The organism is Paraburkholderia sp. UCT31 (assembly GCF_014397655.1).
Lineage (GTDB): Bacteria > Pseudomonadota > Gammaproteobacteria > Burkholderiales > Burkholderiaceae > Paraburkholderia > Paraburkholderia tuberum.
This window is the reverse complement of record NZ_VZQP01000026.1, coordinates 86,068-102,370: the sequence shown is the minus strand read 5'-3', so window position 1 is coordinate 102,370 and position 16,303 is coordinate 86,068. Positions and strand designations below refer to the sequence as shown.

Sequence of the window (16,303 nt, the reverse complement as noted above, 5' to 3'; positions counted from 1 at the left end):
CCGAGAATCTACCAGCGTCAGCGCGCAAGCGTAAAGGAGCGGACCGGACTGCTCTTTTCGTAGAAGCGGCCGTTGTCGAACTGCTCGGCGACGATCGTCCAGTAGTAGACGCCCGGAGGCAGATCGCTGATCACGAGTTCGCCGCCCGGCAGATCGGGGCGATCGATTACCGGATGGCTCAGTTCGGCCGTGTTCGCGAGCAGGAAGCGGAAACGGGTCGGCACGTTGCTGCGGCTGACGAACCAGCGGAACTCGTAGTCGCGGCTACCCGCGCGCTGCGCGGCCGAAGCGTCCAGCCCCAACTGGCGGCGCTCGAACGCGTACACGTTCGGCAGGCCGTCGAGACCGTTGCTATCGGTCGACGCGACGCGCACGAAGTACGTGCCGTCGGGCAGATCGCCGAAGTCGGCATGCGGCGCGCTCACGCGCAGGTCTCGCACCAGGTCCAGTTGATCGGCGTCGTGCGAAATCTGCAGCCGATAGCCGACCGCGTGCTCGGCCGGGTTGACGTCGAACGCGACGCTCTTGCCGTCCTGCACGCGCGCCGGCCGCGCGAGCGCGGGTGCGGGCAACAGCTGGACCGGACTGCCGACCGCGCCGCCCGAGTGCGTGACGTTGCCGAAGCTTGCCTCGACCAGCTGCTCGGACGCCTGCAACGGCCTGCCTGGCGCCGGCGCGGTGCTCTGGCCATGCTGCGTGGCCGGATCGACGCCGACCGCGCCGTCGAGCACCGCCACCGCGGTGGTTTGCGTGTCGCCGTCGTAATCGACGCGGAAACGCGTGCCGCGCACCCCGGCGACCACCGAAGGCGAACGGATCTGGAAGCGATCATCGCGTCGCTTCGCATGCGTGACCTGGCTCTCGACCTCGCCGGCGCGCAGTTCAAAGACGCGATCGGCGACGCCGGTCAGCGTGACGTGCCGCAGTCTCTCGATATTGAGTTCGCCGTTCTGCGCGACCGTCACGTATGAGCCGCCGGGCAGTTCGAGCGTCGCGAACCCGTTCGCGCCGGTGCGCAAGCGATCGCCTTCGGCCAGCGTTTCACCGGTTTTCAGCGGCAGATAGGGGCTCGAGTCGAACGCGTGCTCGACCGGACCGCTGGTCGCGACCACGCGAGCCGTGTCCCGATCCTGGCGCAGCCTTTGGGACGGCAAACGCAGCACGATGCCGGCCGCCATGCGGCGCGGCGCGGGCACGTGATTGAGGCTGCTCAACAGCGCCCAGTCGGTCGGATCGGCCATGTAGCGGGCGGCGATGTCATACAGCGTGTCGCCCTCGTGCGTCGTGTACGAAGCGTAGACCGGCGACGCCTTCGCTCCGGTCTTGCCGCGCGCGGGCTGCGCGTGCGCGAGCGCGCTCCAGCCGGTCGCGCCCGTTGCAATCAGACAGGCCGCGGCAAGCCACGCGGCGGCGCGGCGGCCGGGCATGGCGGCGCTGCCCGATGCCGCCCCATCCACGCAGACCGTCACGCTTCCCCCGCGTCTTCAGTGGGTTCGTCGTCGGCGGCCGGTGGGGTGTCGGCTTCGATCCGCTCGAGGCGGTAGCCATAGCCGTAGATCGGCGTGAGCCGATAACCGTGCTCGGGGCGCAGACCGAGCTTGCTGCGCAACATCGACACATGAGTGTCCATCGTGCGCGACGGGATGTCCGTGGCCTGCTTCCAGATCACGTCGAGAATGTGTGCGCGCGACAACGGCCGGCTCATATGCTGGAACAGCAGCAGCGCGAGTTCGAACTCTTTCTGCGTGACGGAGACCGGGGTGCCGCGGACCACGACGTGCTTGACGCTCAGGTCGAACTCGAAGTCGCCGAATACTTCCCTCGTTGCCGGCGGCTTCAGGTAATACGCGCGCCGCAGCAGCGAACCAACCCGCGCGAGCAGCACGGCGCCCGACACGGGCTTGACGAGATAGTCGTCGGCACCGGTATTCAGAATCGAAGTGATGTCGGTTTCGCGGCCGCGGCTCGTCATGAACAGCACCGGCAGGCGCTCGGACAGGCTTTCGCGCACCCAGCGAAGCACTTCTTCGCCGGACATGTCGGGAACGTTCCAGTCGAGCACGAGCAGATCGAACGTCTGACGACGCAACTGGCGCACGAGTTCGCGCCCTGCGCCATACGCGTGACAGACGTGTCCAGCGGCGGACAGCGTTTGACATACAAGGTCGGCCTGAGCCGAATCATCATCGAGGACTGCAATTCTCATAACACCCCACAACGCAACAGCGCCTTCATGGCTGACGGCCGATATACCGGCTGACGACCGGGATGACGGCGCAGCACCGCCGATCCGGCTTCCCAAAAAATTCCGGCTGTTACTTTCTGATTAATGGTCCCTCGCCGTACCCCGCCATGACGCTGCTTTCATGAAACAGAAATCAGCGCATAAATGTAATTTCCATAGCGATTATGCAGGGCAGATCATGATAATCGAAAACCTTCTTTCTTCCCGTTTGCCGTGTACCGGCAATCCGTCGCGAAAAACCCTAATCAGAAACGGCTGACGCGCTTTTCAGGTTTTTCTGGTCTGCCAACACTAGCCGGCGCCGGAAGGAAGTGACACTGCGGACGGAAGATCCTTGCTGGAGCGGCTTTTTGACCACGCTCGCTTATCGGTTTTAAGATTCCTTTCAGGTACTCTTATTTAACAATTGCGTGTTCAGTATAAGAATAATCTCAAAAGAAATCGTTTAAACATTGTTAGATTTTGTCCCGGTCGAGTTGTCATTCGAGGCAGTCGGCTTGACTGCTTCACATTGTTGGCCGAGCGATGACGCGCCGCGAGACGGACCGTCAGCGGGTGATGCGCAGCGTTAGGGCCGCCGGCAAAAAAAATGCGGCGCTGCCCCTGTCGAAGCAACGCCGCCCATAAACACTACACACGCTCGCCGGGGTCTAACCGCACGAGTAACGTCACGTTAGCCCGCGGAAAAGCCGTGCTCAAGATGAAAGAACTTCCTTTGTAACCGTTGGCGAAGTAGTTATTACGCGCCGCACCAGCGCGCGCGACGCGCAAGTCCTACACAGCGCGACTTCGAAATTGGTATGAGTTGAAGGCTCCGTCGACGGTAATTTACATACACAGACGCTTTGTTACAGTGCGGCCCCCGTTGGCGTTGCTGCGGCGCGTCAGATTTCCCCCTTGCGTGTCTGCGTGGCCCGTCTGCGTTGCCTCGTTCGGTCGCTTGCCCGCGCGTTCAACGCGCGCCTTCGATGTCCGGCATCGGCGCGAACAGCGCGTCGAGATCGTCGTCCGAGAACTTTGCGGCGCCGGCCGCATCTTCCGCGAGAATGCTGTCGGCGAGCCCGGCCTTGTGCTCCTGCAACGCGACGATCTTTTCCTCGATGCTGCCGGCCGCGATCAACTTGTACACGAATACCGGCTTGTCCTGTCCCAGCCGATGCGCGCGGTCGGTCGCCTGGTTCTCGGCGGCCGGGTTCCACCACGGGTCGTAGTGGATCACCGTGTCGGCGGCGGTCAGGTTCAGCCCCACGCCGCCGGCCTTCAGGCTGATCAGGAACAGCGGCACCTCGCCCTGCTGGAACCGCTCGACCGGGCTCACGCGATCGGCCGTGTCGCCCGTCAGCATGACGTACGGGATCGCGGCTTCGTCGAGCGCCTCGGCGATCAACGCGAGCATGCCGGTGAACTGCGAGAACAGCAGCACGCGGCGTCCCTCCTCGATCAGCTCCGGCAGCATCGACAGCAGCAGATCGAGCTTGGCCGAGCGCATCGCGCGCTCGCCGCCGCCCGTGGCAGCGCCGTCCGCGATACCGCTGGCGGTGCGCACGAGCCGTGGATCGCAGCACACCTGGCGCAGCTTCAGCAACGCATCGAGCACGATGATGTGGCTGCGCGCGAGCCCCTGCGCGCTGACCGCCGCGCGCACCTTCTGCTGCATCGCGGTGCGCACGGTTTCGTACAGGTCGCGCTGCGCGCCTTCGAGATCGACCGGACACACGATCGTCGTCTTCGGCGGCAGCTCCTTCGCGACCTCGTCCTTGCGACGGCGCAGCATGAACGGCCGGATGCGGCGCGCGAGCAACGCGCGGCGCACGTCGTCGCCGTTCTTTTCGATCGGATTGCGCCAGCGTCGCGTGAAGTCCTTCTGGCTGCCGAGAAAGCCCGGCAGCAGAAAATCGAATTGCGACCACAGCTCGCCGAGATGATTCTCGAGCGGCGTGCCCGTCAGGCCCAGCCGATGCCGCGCCCGCAAGCCGCGAATCGCCTGGGCGGCTTTGGTGGTCGCGTTCTTCACGTACTGCGCCTCATCGAGAATCAGCAGATGATAGTCGTGCTCGGCGAGCACCTTCTGATCGCGCCACAACAGCGCATAAGTGGTCAGGATCAGCTCGGCTTCGCCGATCTGCTGGAAACGTTCCTTTCTCTGCGGCCCGTTCAGCACCAGCACTTTCAGCTCCGGCGCAAAGCGGCGCGCTTCCTCGCGCCAGTTGTGCACGAGCGTGGTCGGCACGACGATCAGCGCGGGATGCGTCAGCCGCCCCGCTTCCTTCTCGGCGAGAACGTGCGCGAGCGTCTGCACGGTTTTGCCGAGGCCCATGTCGTCGGCGAGCACGCCGGCCAGATCCTGTTCGCGCAGGAACTGCATCCAGTTCAGGCCCTGGTGCTGGTACCCGCGCAGCTCGGCCTTCAGCCCGCGCGGCACCGGCACTTCGCGCAGGCCCGGACCGGCTTGCAGACGGCGTGCGAGCTCGCGGATCGAATCGTCGCCGCTGAACTGCCAGCGGCCGGTGTCGTGCAGCGCATCGAGGCGACCCGCATCGACCGCGGGCACGCGCAGAGGCGCGCCTTCGGCAAGCGCGCCGCCGAGCGAATCGAACAGATCGACCAGCACGCGCACCACCGGCTTCAGACGATCGGCGCGCAACCGCAGGCGCTTGTTCTCCTCGGTCTTCAGCTCGATCGGCTCGTCGTCTCGAATACGCTCCAGCGCGCCAGAGAGCCAGCGCCGGTCGCGCCGGAACAGATCGGCCAGCAGCGGTTCGAGCCGCACGTTGCGCTCGCCGACGCGGATGCCCATCTCCAGATCGAACCAGCCGTCGCCGGCCTGCTGCGCGGTGCCGTCGATCGCGTCGATCTCGATCACGTTGTAGCGGAACTCGGGCGCCATCGTCACGCGCCAGCCCTTCGCGACCAGATCCGGCACCGCGTCGTTGACGAACCCGGACCACGCATCGGTGTCGGGCAGACCGAGCATCGTGTCGGGCAACAGACGCGACGCATGCAGGTTGCGCGTCGGCACCTTTTGCAGACCGGTCTTGCGCAATTCCAGCAGACGCTTTTTCTCGGCGTCGTAGCGCCGGCGGATGTGAATCACGTCGCCGCCCGGCAGCGGCACCAGCGTCACGCTGCTGTCGGCGTTGATGCTGACACCGTCGTAGTCGAAGCTCGCGGCCGCCAGTTCTACCGCGGCGGACTTGCGCTCCGCGGCCTTCGCGGCCTTCGCGGTTTTCGCCGTTTTGATGCCCTTCCCCGCGCCGGGCAGCGCATGGCTGTTCAGCGTCAGCACCGGCACCGGTTCGACGTCGATCACCCGAATCGCGGGCGCGTCGTGGGTCGGCGGCAGCGGCAACTCGGGCGCGATCTCGCGCAGCACCGACGCGACGAGCGGCGCCTCGGCGAGCGAGATCGGCGGCATCGCGAGGTAGTCGGGCAGTTGCTGGAACGGCAGCGACAGTGGCACGACGCCCGCCTCGTTGGCGACACCGTCCACGTACCAGACCGGCTCGGTCGGCAGCACCATGCTCGCGCGCGGTTCGGTGCGCAGTACCGGACGCAGGCGCTCGTCGGCGAGCGGCTCCCATTCGATGCGCCCGAGGCGGTCGGCGGCGCGCGCGAGCGGCGTCGGTCCGGCCTGGCCCGGCGCGATCCCGAAGTCGAAGAACAGGCGCCCGGTCGCGATCAGCTTCTGCAGCGTTTCCGCGCCACTCGTGCCTCGCAGCACGAACTGGCCCAGGTCCTCGCGCGAGCGACCGAGCCATAGGCCGCGGAGGATCGACAGGTCTTCGTCGGACACGAAGCGCGGCTGCCTGAGCAGCGCGCCTTCGACGTCGCCCCAGCTGTCGCCGACTTCGACGATCACGCCGTCCGCGTCGCAACGCGCGCGATGCAGCACGACTTCGTGGCGCATATGAAAACGCGACCAGTTGAGCCGATAGGCGAGCGTTTCCTTGCGCGTGGCGACGACCTTCCGGGCGGCGTCTTTTTCGGCGGCGTCGGCCGCGCGGGCGCGCGCGCGAAAACGCTCGAGCCAGCTGACCAGTTCGGGTCGCACACCTTGAGATGAAGAGGGAGACGGTGATGGCGCCGGCGGCGCGCCCGGCACCGTAATCCGTCGCGCGATGAACACCTCCGAGGTCGCCGGGTCACTGTCGTCCTCGACCTGCGTGATGTGATCCATCTCGTCGTGGTAGTCGAGTTCCGCGAGCAGCAGCGCCGCGACGTGCTTGCAGTTGCGGCCGACCGGGCACGTGCATTTGCCTTCGGCCGACGGCGACCCGCCATCGGTACGAAAGCGAACCCGTGTCAGGTACGGCCGCGGCTGCGAGCCCTGCACGTCGCCCGACAGCGTGTCTCCCTGCCATTTGACGTTGCTGACCGCGCCCACCGAGCGCGCCTTGGCGACGGTGCGCTCGCCGAGCCATTCCGCAATCCTTTCCCGATCGAAGAAAACTGATGACATCCGCGTGCATTCCTGTTCAAACCGGCGAAGGCAAGCGCGCGTGGACCATGACGGGGCGCCGCGCGACGCCCGGCCGATTCTGTCCAGTTGCGATTTGCCAGTGATAACCGGCCATTTTACGCGTTGGACGAAAATCGCCAGGGCGGGCGATCTGGACAGTTCGGGAGCAACCCGGTCAAGCCGCGGTTCGACCCATATTAGCGTTCGCCGCGGGCCATGCTGCCCCATACTCCGTCGCGCAGGATCAGCCCATGCAACAACGCCGCCGCCAGATGCAGCAGCACCGTCGCGAACAACGCGAACGCGAGCCACGTATGTAGCGCGCGCAGCAGCGCGAACAGCGCGACGTCGTGCGGTGCGATCGGCGGCAGATGCAGCGGACCGAACAGCGTGATCGGATAGCCGGCCGCCGATAGCATCGCCCAGCCGATCAGCGGCATCGCGAGCATCAGCCCGTACAGCACGAGGTGCGACGCATGCGCCGCGATTCGTTGCGGCTTTGACATGCGCGCGGGCAATGGCGGACTGCCGCGCATCACGCGCACCGCGAGCCGCACCAGCACGAGCAGCAGCAACGCGATGCCGAGCGGCCGATGCAGCGCGACCAACGCATCATGGGCACGCGATACCGTCGCCACCATGCCCACGCCGATAAACAGCATCGCGACGATCAGCGGCGCCATCGTCCAGTGCAGCAGCCGCGCGAGCGGACTGAAGTGAGTGCGGGTGCGCGTCATGAAGGCTCTCCGTTTGGCTGGGTTCGATGGATCGCGGGATGCAGCGCCTCCTCGCGCGTGCGGCGTTGGAACGACTGTGCGTAGGCCGCAGAGCGCGCGGCGAGCAGCGGATCGTCCGATGGCGCGATGCCGGCGGGCACGATCGTCGGATCGAAGTTGATGTCGCGGCAGGCGCCGTCTTCCTGCGACGTGGTGCGTTCGATCACGAGCGTCCCCGCGTCGACGCGCTGGCGGTCGTCGGGCCACTGCAGCGTCGCGTCGCTGGTCGGGTCGCCCGGTTGCGCGACGGTCAACAGCAGATGCCAGCGCAACGGTCCGTGTTGCAGACGCTCGTCGAGCTCGGCGGCGAGGAAGTTCTTTTCGGCCTGCTGCGCCGCGGTGATCGGCGCGTAAGGCGTGTCGGGCACGACGGCCCAGCGCACGGCGCGCGTCGTGCCGTGGGCATCGGTAAACAGAAACGCGTCGATGCCGTAGTATGCGGCGTTCGCGAGGCTCGACGACGGCGCGTGCGACTTGACCCAGCGCTGGAACGGCTGCGTCTCGGGATTGGCCGCGTAGAACGCCTTCAGCTTCGCGGGGTCCGGTTTGCCGGTCGCAGGGTCGGGCTTCGTGGCCAGCAATTGCTGATAGAACTGCGCTGGCGTATGCACCGCGAACACCGGCGTCGAGTTCATGCCGGTACGCCACTGTTCGCCATCGCGAAGCCGGAACTGCAGCGCGAGACTGCGCACCGGCGAGCTCGTATCGGGCGCGGACGGATTGCCGCCGGGCACCGCGAAGCGACCCGACACCGGCGTGCGGCCCGGCGCGAACACTGCCGCGTGCGACAGCGCCGCGCCATTGCCGTTGCTGTCGAAATAGCCGTCGACGCACAGGCCCTTGGCGTGATTGCGTCGATAGCCGGGATGCGGGCCCGCGACCGCCTCGAACGTATCGATGATGCGCGGGGCGGTCAGACGCGCGGGCGTCAGCCACCCCGCGGTGTAGGCGAAGCCGACCGCGAGCGCGAGCGCGACCGCGCCGATCGCGGCGAGCCGGCATGGCACGCAGATCGGCCGCGGGTCGGAGCCGGCGGGGTTGGGTTTGGGTGCGAAGGGTGGTGTCACGGAAACTCCTTGCCGGATGGATCGATGATTCGATCGATGGGTCGATCGACCCATCGACCAACGTACGGGCGAACACGCCTCGCTACGGTCTATTCCATCCGGCCCTGGCGCGCACATTCAAACCCATTCGCGCGCCAGTGGCCGATGCTGCTTCAATGGGTGCCAACGGCCGGCGCTCCCGAGTTCGCGACGTGGCTCGCGGCGAGCGCCGCTTGCGCGGCGAGCGCCTGCTTGCGCTGCTCGACCTGACGTGCGAACACGGGACTGACATCGGGATACGACGCGTCGGTGATGTAGTCGAGACCGTTCTGCTGCGCCTCGATCAGTTCCTGGTACACCTGAGCGCGTGTCTTGCCCTGCGCAAACGCGCTCGACGAAGCGGCGAGAACGACGAACGACAAAGCAACGAACGAAAACTTTTTCATGATCGACTCCTTGGAGAGTTGTGCGGGTTCGCACCAGGGAGAACCACGGGTGGGCAGCGTTTATTCCTGTATTCGCGGCGTGAAAAAAACATCGCCGGCGCGGGGAATAAATGTCCCCGCCGCTGTGTTTGCCGTCCGATAGCAGCAATCAAGACCGCGCATCATCATGACCTCGACTTACCGCCCCTCCGGCGCTCCGCTCTCCGAAGACGACATTCAGGCCTATGCGGACGGCACGCTGACGCCCGAGCGCGCCGCGTCGCTGCGCGACTACCTCGGCAAGCATCCGGCGGAAGCACGGCGTGTCGCCTTTTACGACCGCTTGAACGCACAGATCCAGGCCACGTTTCAGACCGTAGAGGAGCCCGCGCCCGGGCGCCTCGGCGAATCGCGCCCGCTGCGCATGCGCCCGCAACCGGGTGGTCGCGCACGCCGAACGCTCGTCGCGCTCGTCGCGCTCGCGCTGATGCTGAGCGCCATCAGCGGTTGGCTCCTGGCGACTCAGGTGTCGGCACGAGCGCTCGATAATGCCGCCGTGATGGCGCTCGCCGAAGCCACCGCACGGCCCTTTTCCTCGGCATCGCCGACGCGCGTCGATCCAGCCGCGCCGGATCTCGGCGCGATCGGCCTGCGCCTCGTCGAGCAACGCGTGCTGCGGCTCGGGCCATTGCAGCGCGCGGACGAACTCGTCTATCTGAACGGCGATCAGCAACCGGTGGTCGTGCTGTCGGCCGCGGCGCCGTTTGCGCGGGAAGAGCCGCAGTGGGCCGCGCGCCGCATCGGCGAGCTGCGGCTGTTGACGTGGACCGCGCAGCGGCAGCGTTTCGTCGTCGCGGGCAATGCGCGCACCCACGGCCTGATGCGCGCCGCCGACGTGATGAGCGCGCGCTGACGCCGGTGCGCGCGACCCTCGCGGAATAAAATGCGCTGACAGGTGTTTGCAGTTCGAACGCATCGTGCGACGGAAGCCTCCGCGACCGGCCCGGCGCGTATCGATACCGACGCGAGTGAAGCCGATGCCACCCCCACGCCCCTTGACCGGGATCAACCATGGATGTCCGTGACGAGCTGATCGAGCACGTGCCGCGTCTGCGGCGCTATGCGCGGGCGCTGATCAACAATCGAGAGCTCGCCGACGACCTCGTGCAGGACACGCTCGAGCGCGCGCTCGGCCGCACCCGTCTGTTCCAGCCGGGCACCGATCTGCGCGCGTGGCTGTTCACGATCATGCACAACGTCTTCGCGAATCAGGCGCGCAAGGCGTCGGCACGCGCGGTCCACGTCGCGGTCGACGACGACAGCATCGCCGAAAGCGAGCTCGCGGTGCCGTCGGGCCAGACGCGTTCGCTCGAAATGCGCGACCTCGACTACGCGTTGCAGCGGCTGCCGGTCGAACAGCGCGAGGTGGTGCTGCTGGTCGGTCTCGAGGAGATGAGCTATGCCGATGTCGCGCTCGCGCTGAACGTTCCGATCGGCACGGTGATGTCGCGGCTCTCGCGCGGACGCGAACGGCTGCGGGCTTTGATGGCGGGCGCCCAGCCCGGTGCGAAATTACAGGTGGTGCGATGAGCGAGCCGCAAATGCCGATCGGCGAAGAAGACTTGCACGCGTACGTGGACGGCACGCTGTCCGGCGAGCGGCGCGACGAGGTGGAGCGCGCGCTCGAACAGAATCCGGAGCTGGCCGCGCGCGTCAGCGATTACTTTTCGCTCAATGGTCTGCTTCACGAGCGCTACGACCGCGTGCTCAGCGAGCCCGTGCCGAAGCGTCTGCAGACCGGTGTGCCGCGCCGCGCGCGAGCGGCCGCGAACTGGCCGCGTTTTGCCGCGCAGTTCGCGGGCATGGCCGCGGCGCTCGTGCTCGGCGTGGGCATCGGCATGCACAGGAACGATCTGATTCCACCGGTTGCGATCGATCGAACCGACCCAGCGGCCGAAACGCAAGCCGGAAATCGTCCGGTCAGCGCGGACAGCGCCGAGGGCTTCGCGCGCCAGGCGGCGCTCGCGCACGTCGTCTACATGCCGGCGATCGACCGGCCGGGCGACATGAGCGCCGATCGCGAGCAGGACTTCGTGCAATGGCTCGCGAACCGGCTCGGCACCGAGGTCCATCCGCCGATGCTGTCGAAGAGCGGATTCATGCTGTCAGGCGGCCGCCTGCTGCCCGGCGACGACGGTCCGACCGCGCAGTTCATGTATCGCGGACCGAACGGCGAGCGCGTCACGCTGTGCATCGCGCATCGTCGCGAGAACGCGAATACGACCGCGTTCAAGCTGTATCAGGCGGGGCCCGTCAACGTGTTCTATTGGGTCGACGGCGATTTTGGCTATGCGGTGTCGGGTGGGATCGATCGCAAGGAGCTGCTGCAGCTCGCGCATGATGTCTATGCGCAGTTGACGGGGGCCGCGCCCGGTTGAAGCGGATGGGTTCCGCGCCGCGCCGTTCGCGCATCAACGTCGTGTCTTCTCCTGCCCCGACATGGCCGCGTCATCGCGCGCGGCGCCGCGCAGTTCACGCGGCGTTGCACCGAGCAAACGCGACATCCAGTGCGCCATATGGCTCTGATGCGCAAAGCCCGTTTCGAGCGCGATCTGGCTTGCGCTGAGGCGTCCTTGCAGCAACAGCGTTCGCGCGCGCTCGACCCTGCGCTGAACTACGTACTGATGCACGGGCACACCGAGCGTGTCGCGAAACAGCGCCTTGAAATGCGGCACGCTCAGTTGCGCCTGCGCGGCAAGCTCGTCGAGCGTCAGACGCTGATCGAGATGCGCGTCGATAAACTCGATCATACGTGCGGCCGTGCGCGGCGCGAGCGTACGCCGCCGGTTGCCCGGCATGGGTTCGACGCCGATCAGACGCACCAGCATCGCCGTACACAGACTTTCGGCGTAGAGCGGATCGGACGCGTCGTCCGCTTCGAGCTCCGCGCGCAGCGCCCAGGCGAGATGCTGAAAGCGCGGATCGCGCATCTGGAAGCGCGGGCGCAGCTGCGCGTCGGCCGAGTTCAACGCGAGTTGCTCGACGGTCCGTCGCGCGAAGTCCTCTGCAAACCAGACGCTGAAAATCGTGCAGGCGGCGTCATCGTTCCACTGACCTTCGAGCCCCGCGGGGATCACGTCGGCGTCGCCGTGCGCCTGAATCCGCGTATGGCGGCGCGCATCGCACAGACAGCGCGCAGTCACCGGCGCACCAACGTGCACGCCCACGCGATGATGGCGAAACGCGGGCATCCGATGCAAACCGGCCGACACGTTGACCAGCTCCGCACCGAAGCCTTGCCAGCCAAGCGCCGTGCTCGTGCGCACGGTGATGCGCGAGCCGCTGTGCGGCGCAGGCGCGGGAATCGGGGTGACGGCGTTCATCGCTTGTCTCCTGAGTGAGCTGAATGACGGCGAGATGCCTGCATTGTGCGGCGGTTTTGGCAGGTTCGCCGGCGTGACGGAATTTCGTAGCTCGCGAACAGCCAACGCGACTCGCGCGACCTGCGCGGCATCGGCGTAAAAAATCATCCAGATCTGCGCAAAGTCATCCAGATCTGAGCGCCTCGCGAGCACCGCGTCCCTACCATCACGTCATAGCGATCCTCAAAAGGAGCACAACGTGTTCGTCATTTTCGGAGCGACCGGTCACGTGGGACACGCGAGCGCAACCGCCTTGCGTCGCGCGGGCCACCAGGTACGCGCGGTGGTGCCCGACGCAACGCAAGCCGAAGCGCTCGCGGCAATCGGCTGCGAGATCGCGATCGCCGACCTGAACGACCCACAGCTGGTCGCGCGCGCGATCGACCGCGCGCAGGCAGTGCAATGGCTCTGTCCGGTGCCGCGAGCGCACGACGATCCCGCGGCCGCGATGCGGCGCATCATCGACGCGGGCGTCGCGGCTTTGCGCATGAGCGCGCCGCCGCGGCTCCTCGCGCTGTCCGACTACGGCGCCGAGCACGCGGATGGCACCGGCATCACGACGCTGTTCCACTACCTCGAAACGCAGTTGCGCACCGTCGCGTCGTCGCTGATCTTGTTGCGCGCCGCCGAGCACATGCAGAACTGGGCACGCGTGCTGCCGGTCGCGCTCGGCCGGGGCGCGCTGCCGAGTCTGCATGATCCGCTCGACAAGGTGTTTCCGACCGTCGCGGCGCAGGACGTCGGCGAGCTTGCCGCGCAGTTGCTGCTCGATGAAGGGCCTTCGCGCGCGACGCCACGGGTGGTCAGTATCGAAGGGAAAGAGCGGGTAAGCGCGCTCGACGTCGCGCGTACCTTGGCGGAACTGTCCGGGCGGCCGGTTATCGCCCACCGGGTGCCGCGCGACGAATGGAGTGCCGTGCTGCGCGGCGCCGGGCTCGGCGAGCGGCACGCCCAACTGATCGTCGATCTGTACGACGCGCACAACGCTGGACGCATCGACGTCGAGGCGAATATCAGCGAGCGACGCTTCGGCGCCACCACGTTGCGACAGGAGTTGAGGGCGCTGCTATCGGGCGTGGCCGGTACGGCAGCGGCGGCGCGGTGATCCGCTTGGATGTAGGGCAAGCGGACGGCGTGGCGCGGCGCGAACAGCGTCGAAGGCGTTCAACACTGGAGAGATAGCATGCAGACCTGCCCGTTGCTTCGCGCATCGATCGACGCCAGATCAACGAAAAATGCACTGCGACGGATGCAGTGCGTAGCGTCAACACAGGCAACACCGTCAATGCACTCGAGCTCACGCGCCGAGCGCTGGCTGCGCGTAGCGATAACGCTATCGAGCTTCATGGGCTGGCGCGCGCTTGCCGACCTGCTCGCCAAGATTCCCGACAGCAATGACGATTTCAGCATGTTCTAGGTTCTCAATCATGAGCCGCGGGCGGGTCAAGCGGCGCTGAGGGTGCCGGCCTGGTGGCAAGCACCGCGCCGCAAGCCGCCACCAACCCGCTTATCGAGCCGGTTTACTCGTTCTCGTCGAAATGGTGACGCGGGCGAGCCTTCTCGTGCAACCCTACGCCAAAGCTTACGCCGGACCACTGAGAGGTTGATACCGTCAGCGATACAGTCGGGTCACGGCCTTTTTCAACGCGATCAACCCTGAGCCACGGTTCGAGTTTCTCTGACCACAACGACGACTTTTAAGGTACAACCACGAACTGAGGTCTTAATGCAGCGCCGCTACGTAGCCGCGCTAGCTACGATCGGTCTGCTGTGACATTCCGCCGGCAAGCTTCGGTTCGCGCCGGCGCCGGTTCAGAACAGCTGGTGCAACAGAAAACACCTTACATCGGCATCCCATCTCAAGTCGCGCCAGGTCATTCCTGTCTTTTCACCGCGCTGTTACGCGTATTGCGCTCGATCGCTGTGAGCAGTAGCAGCAAAGTCAGGAAACCTGTCAACGCGAGAAGAATTCCCAGCGACGAACCGAACTGAGCGTTTTTGCCCTCTGCCGCCTGAACGGCGCTTTGGGCCGCATCAATCCGCCCAATCTTGACACGGGCATACTGATCCATGGCCGCTGCAACATACCGCTCGCGGTTGTCCCATTCCCACGTAGCAGCGTGCTGCCCGGCAGCCGCGACAACGTCGGACAGTTCATCCAGGAACTGCTGTCGGTCGGCTTGGGGAATACGCTCGAGCCACGCCTTGAGCAGCGGTTGGCTTGCATTATTCTGGTTCAACAGGGCATTAAGCGGAGCGGGGATAGTTAATCCCGCGGCGCCAGCGACATCCGCCATGGCGTTGCCGTTCGCGCTGCCGATCTTCAGACCGTCATTGGCCGCCTCCGAACCCGCTATCGAAGAGAGTACCTCGCTCGCGCTGACGGGCGGATCTGTGATAACAGCTGCCGTCCTCGGAACGCCAAGCGCAAACATTAATGCGATCATCGCCAGGATGGCGCCAACTAGCGCGATGAGACATAGCACGCGCGCCATGCCCAATAGACGCTTTTCGATTCTGTCTGCGATCCCCATATGAACTCCGTCGATGTCTGTTCGACCTACCGTCGCCTTTGCCTCACGGCTTGCGCAGATAACGCTCCGAGAGCGCCTCGTACAGCGGTGGCGCAAAAAAGCGCGAGACGCGACTCGCGATGAGCGCCGTGGCCATCAGCGAGATAACGAGCGCGTGCCCGTTGATCATCTCGATGACGATCACGAACGCCGTGATTGGGCTCTGGGTGACCGCCGCCAGATAGCCGACCATGCCGAGCGCGATGAGCATCGGAAGCTGGATCTGCGAGAACGCCATGTGAACCGTGTTGCCGATGCCAGCCCCGATCGCGAGCGACGGGGCGAACAGGCCTCCGGGCGCGCCTGGCAGATACGATCCCACCATCGAGACCATCTTCAGGAGCGGGTATGCCGCGCTGACATGCGCGCTGCCTTCCAGCATGCTCCGCGCTTCGGCATAGCCGCTGCCAAATGTATGGCCATTTGCGCTCACGCCGACGACCGCAATGACCAGGCCGCATAGCGCGCCGAATAGCACAGGCCGCTTCACGCGCAGTTCGAGCAGAACTTCGGGCATCCAGCGCTTCGTGTTGAGCAACAGCCAGCAGAAGCATCCCCCTAGCGCGCCCGCAAGGACACCGATCAGCACTACGGCGAGGCTGATCCATCGGGGCAATCCCGACCCGATATCGATCGTGCCGAAATACACATAGTTTCCCTGAAGCCCAAGTGAAACGACGCCAGCGAAGATGATTGCCGTGATCAGCACGCCGCTCGCGCGCTCCTCGAAGCTGCGCATGAGTTCCTCAATGGCGAACACCACGCCTGCGAGCGGAGCATTGAATGCCGCCGACAAACCGGCGGCCGCACCCGCGAGCGCGAGTCTGCGCTCCAGCACGCCCGGCCGGATCGCCAGAAAACGCCTCGGGTAAAAGCGCCTCAGGCTGAACATCAGGGCGGCGCCAACATGAATGGTCGGACCTTCGCGGCCGATGGTAAAGCCACCGAGCAGGGCCAGGAACGAGACCAGAATCTTCCCAACGAGAATACGCAGTGTAAGCAGCCGTGGCCCGAGTTCGTTCGGCCCGTGCAGCATGGCGATCACCTGGGGGATACCGCTGCCCTCGGAACCGTCAAAGAAGCGCCGTGTAAGCCACACCGTAACGGCGCCTGTTGCGGGCGCCACAATCAGAGGCAGCCAGAACCGGTCAGCCGCATAGCGAAGGAACACAGCGTAGCCGAAATCGATCAGCTTCGCGTAAAGCACCGCGACCAGGCCTACGGCGATCGCCCCCAACCAGAACACGCCATAGTGGAGCCATAACCGGTTGATGCGCTGCAGCTTTCGACGGTCCATCAGCGCGAGAATGCGCACGATCTGTTCCCCTGTTTTTCTTCTGGGTTTTTTCCGGCGACG

The 16,303-nt window shown here is 65.7% G+C and carries 14 protein-coding genes; 5 read left to right on the top strand and 9 right to left on the bottom strand.

The genetic code is table 11. The annotated features are described in order from the left end of the window. Positions 1 to 17: 17 nt before the first annotated feature. From F6X40_RS22325 to F6X40_RS22300, 6 genes are all read right to left on the bottom strand, one after another. On the bottom strand, positions 18 to 1,469 hold the full coding sequence (locus tag F6X40_RS22325) for a FecR domain-containing protein (protein WP_187629248.1): 1,452 nt from the start codon (positions 1,467 to 1,469) through the stop codon (positions 18 to 20). Next, positions 1,466 to 2,206, bottom strand: a complete 741-nt coding sequence (locus F6X40_RS22320) for a response regulator transcription factor (protein ID WP_187629247.1) — start codon at positions 2,204 to 2,206, stop codon at positions 1,466 to 1,468. The genes F6X40_RS22325 and F6X40_RS22320 overlap by 4 nt, the downstream gene beginning before the upstream one ends. 991 nt (positions 2,207 to 3,197) lie before the next feature. After that, entirely contained in the window at positions 3,198 to 6,704 is a 3,507-nt protein-coding gene (locus F6X40_RS22315; RefSeq protein ID WP_187629246.1) for a DEAD/DEAH box helicase, read from the bottom strand. Positions 6,705 to 6,901: 197 nt separating this feature from the next. Then, positions 6,902 to 7,441: a cytochrome b gene (locus tag F6X40_RS22310; protein ID WP_184069397.1), complete on the bottom strand. Its 540-nt coding sequence runs from the start codon at positions 7,439 to 7,441 to the stop codon at positions 6,902 to 6,904. After that, positions 7,438 to 8,547: a catalase family peroxidase gene (locus tag F6X40_RS22305; RefSeq protein WP_316251829.1), complete on the bottom strand. Its 1,110-nt coding sequence runs from the start codon at positions 8,545 to 8,547 to the stop codon at positions 7,438 to 7,440. The genes F6X40_RS22310 and F6X40_RS22305 overlap by 4 nt, the downstream gene beginning before the upstream one ends. Positions 8,548 to 8,699: 152 nt before the next feature. Then, a complete protein-coding gene (locus tag F6X40_RS22300) occupies positions 8,700 to 8,972 on the bottom strand; it encodes a DUF4148 domain-containing protein (RefSeq protein WP_184069395.1) in 273 nt (90 codons plus the stop codon). Positions 8,973 to 9,138: 166 nt separating this feature from the next. Here F6X40_RS22300 and F6X40_RS22295 point away from each other — a divergent pair, with 166 nt between their 5' ends. From F6X40_RS22295 to F6X40_RS22285, 3 genes are all read left to right on the top strand, one after another. Next, the gene (locus tag F6X40_RS22295; protein ID WP_187629245.1) at positions 9,139 to 9,864 is read left to right on the top strand and encodes an anti-sigma factor family protein; all 726 of its coding nucleotides are present in this window, start codon (positions 9,139 to 9,141) and stop codon (positions 9,862 to 9,864) included. Between the two features lie 158 nt (positions 9,865 to 10,022). Beyond that, positions 10,023 to 10,541 (top strand): sigma-70 family RNA polymerase sigma factor, encoded by a 519-nt coding sequence (locus F6X40_RS22290; protein WP_018421072.1) that lies wholly within the window; start codon positions 10,023 to 10,025, stop codon positions 10,539 to 10,541. After that, positions 10,538 to 11,389, top strand: coding sequence for an anti-sigma factor family protein (locus tag F6X40_RS22285; RefSeq protein WP_187629244.1), 852 nt, complete (start codon positions 10,538 to 10,540; stop codon positions 11,387 to 11,389). Before F6X40_RS22290 ends, F6X40_RS22285 begins: the two co-directional genes overlap by 4 nt. Positions 11,390 to 11,422: 33 nt before the next feature. Here the strand turns inward: F6X40_RS22285 and F6X40_RS22280 are convergent, their stop codons facing one another. Next, positions 11,423 to 12,334, bottom strand: coding sequence for a helix-turn-helix domain-containing protein (locus tag F6X40_RS22280; protein ID WP_187629243.1), 912 nt, complete (start codon positions 12,332 to 12,334; stop codon positions 11,423 to 11,425). 238 nt (positions 12,335 to 12,572) lie between these two features. Between F6X40_RS22280 and F6X40_RS22275 the strand changes: the two genes are divergently transcribed. Beyond that, a complete protein-coding gene (locus F6X40_RS22275; RefSeq protein ID WP_187629242.1) occupies positions 12,573 to 13,478 on the top strand; it encodes an NmrA family NAD(P)-binding protein in 906 nt (301 codons plus the stop codon). Between the two features lie 180 nt (positions 13,479 to 13,658). Further along, on the top strand, positions 13,659 to 13,790 hold the full coding sequence (locus tag F6X40_RS42455; protein ID WP_262421505.1) for a hypothetical protein: 132 nt from the start codon (positions 13,659 to 13,661) through the stop codon (positions 13,788 to 13,790). A 457-nt stretch (positions 13,791 to 14,247) separates the two neighbouring features. Here the strand turns inward: F6X40_RS42455 and F6X40_RS22270 are convergent, their stop codons facing one another. Both F6X40_RS22270 and F6X40_RS22265 read right to left on the bottom strand, forming a co-directional pair. Beyond that, complete coding sequence (locus F6X40_RS22270; RefSeq protein ID WP_187629241.1) at positions 14,248 to 14,907, bottom strand: hypothetical protein; 660 nt, start codon at positions 14,905 to 14,907, stop codon at positions 14,248 to 14,250. Between the two features lie 43 nt (positions 14,908 to 14,950). Beyond that, complete coding sequence (locus tag F6X40_RS22265; RefSeq protein ID WP_184050100.1) at positions 14,951 to 16,243, bottom strand: chloride channel protein; 1,293 nt, start codon at positions 16,241 to 16,243, stop codon at positions 14,951 to 14,953. Between the last annotated feature and the right edge of the window lie 60 nt (positions 16,244 to 16,303).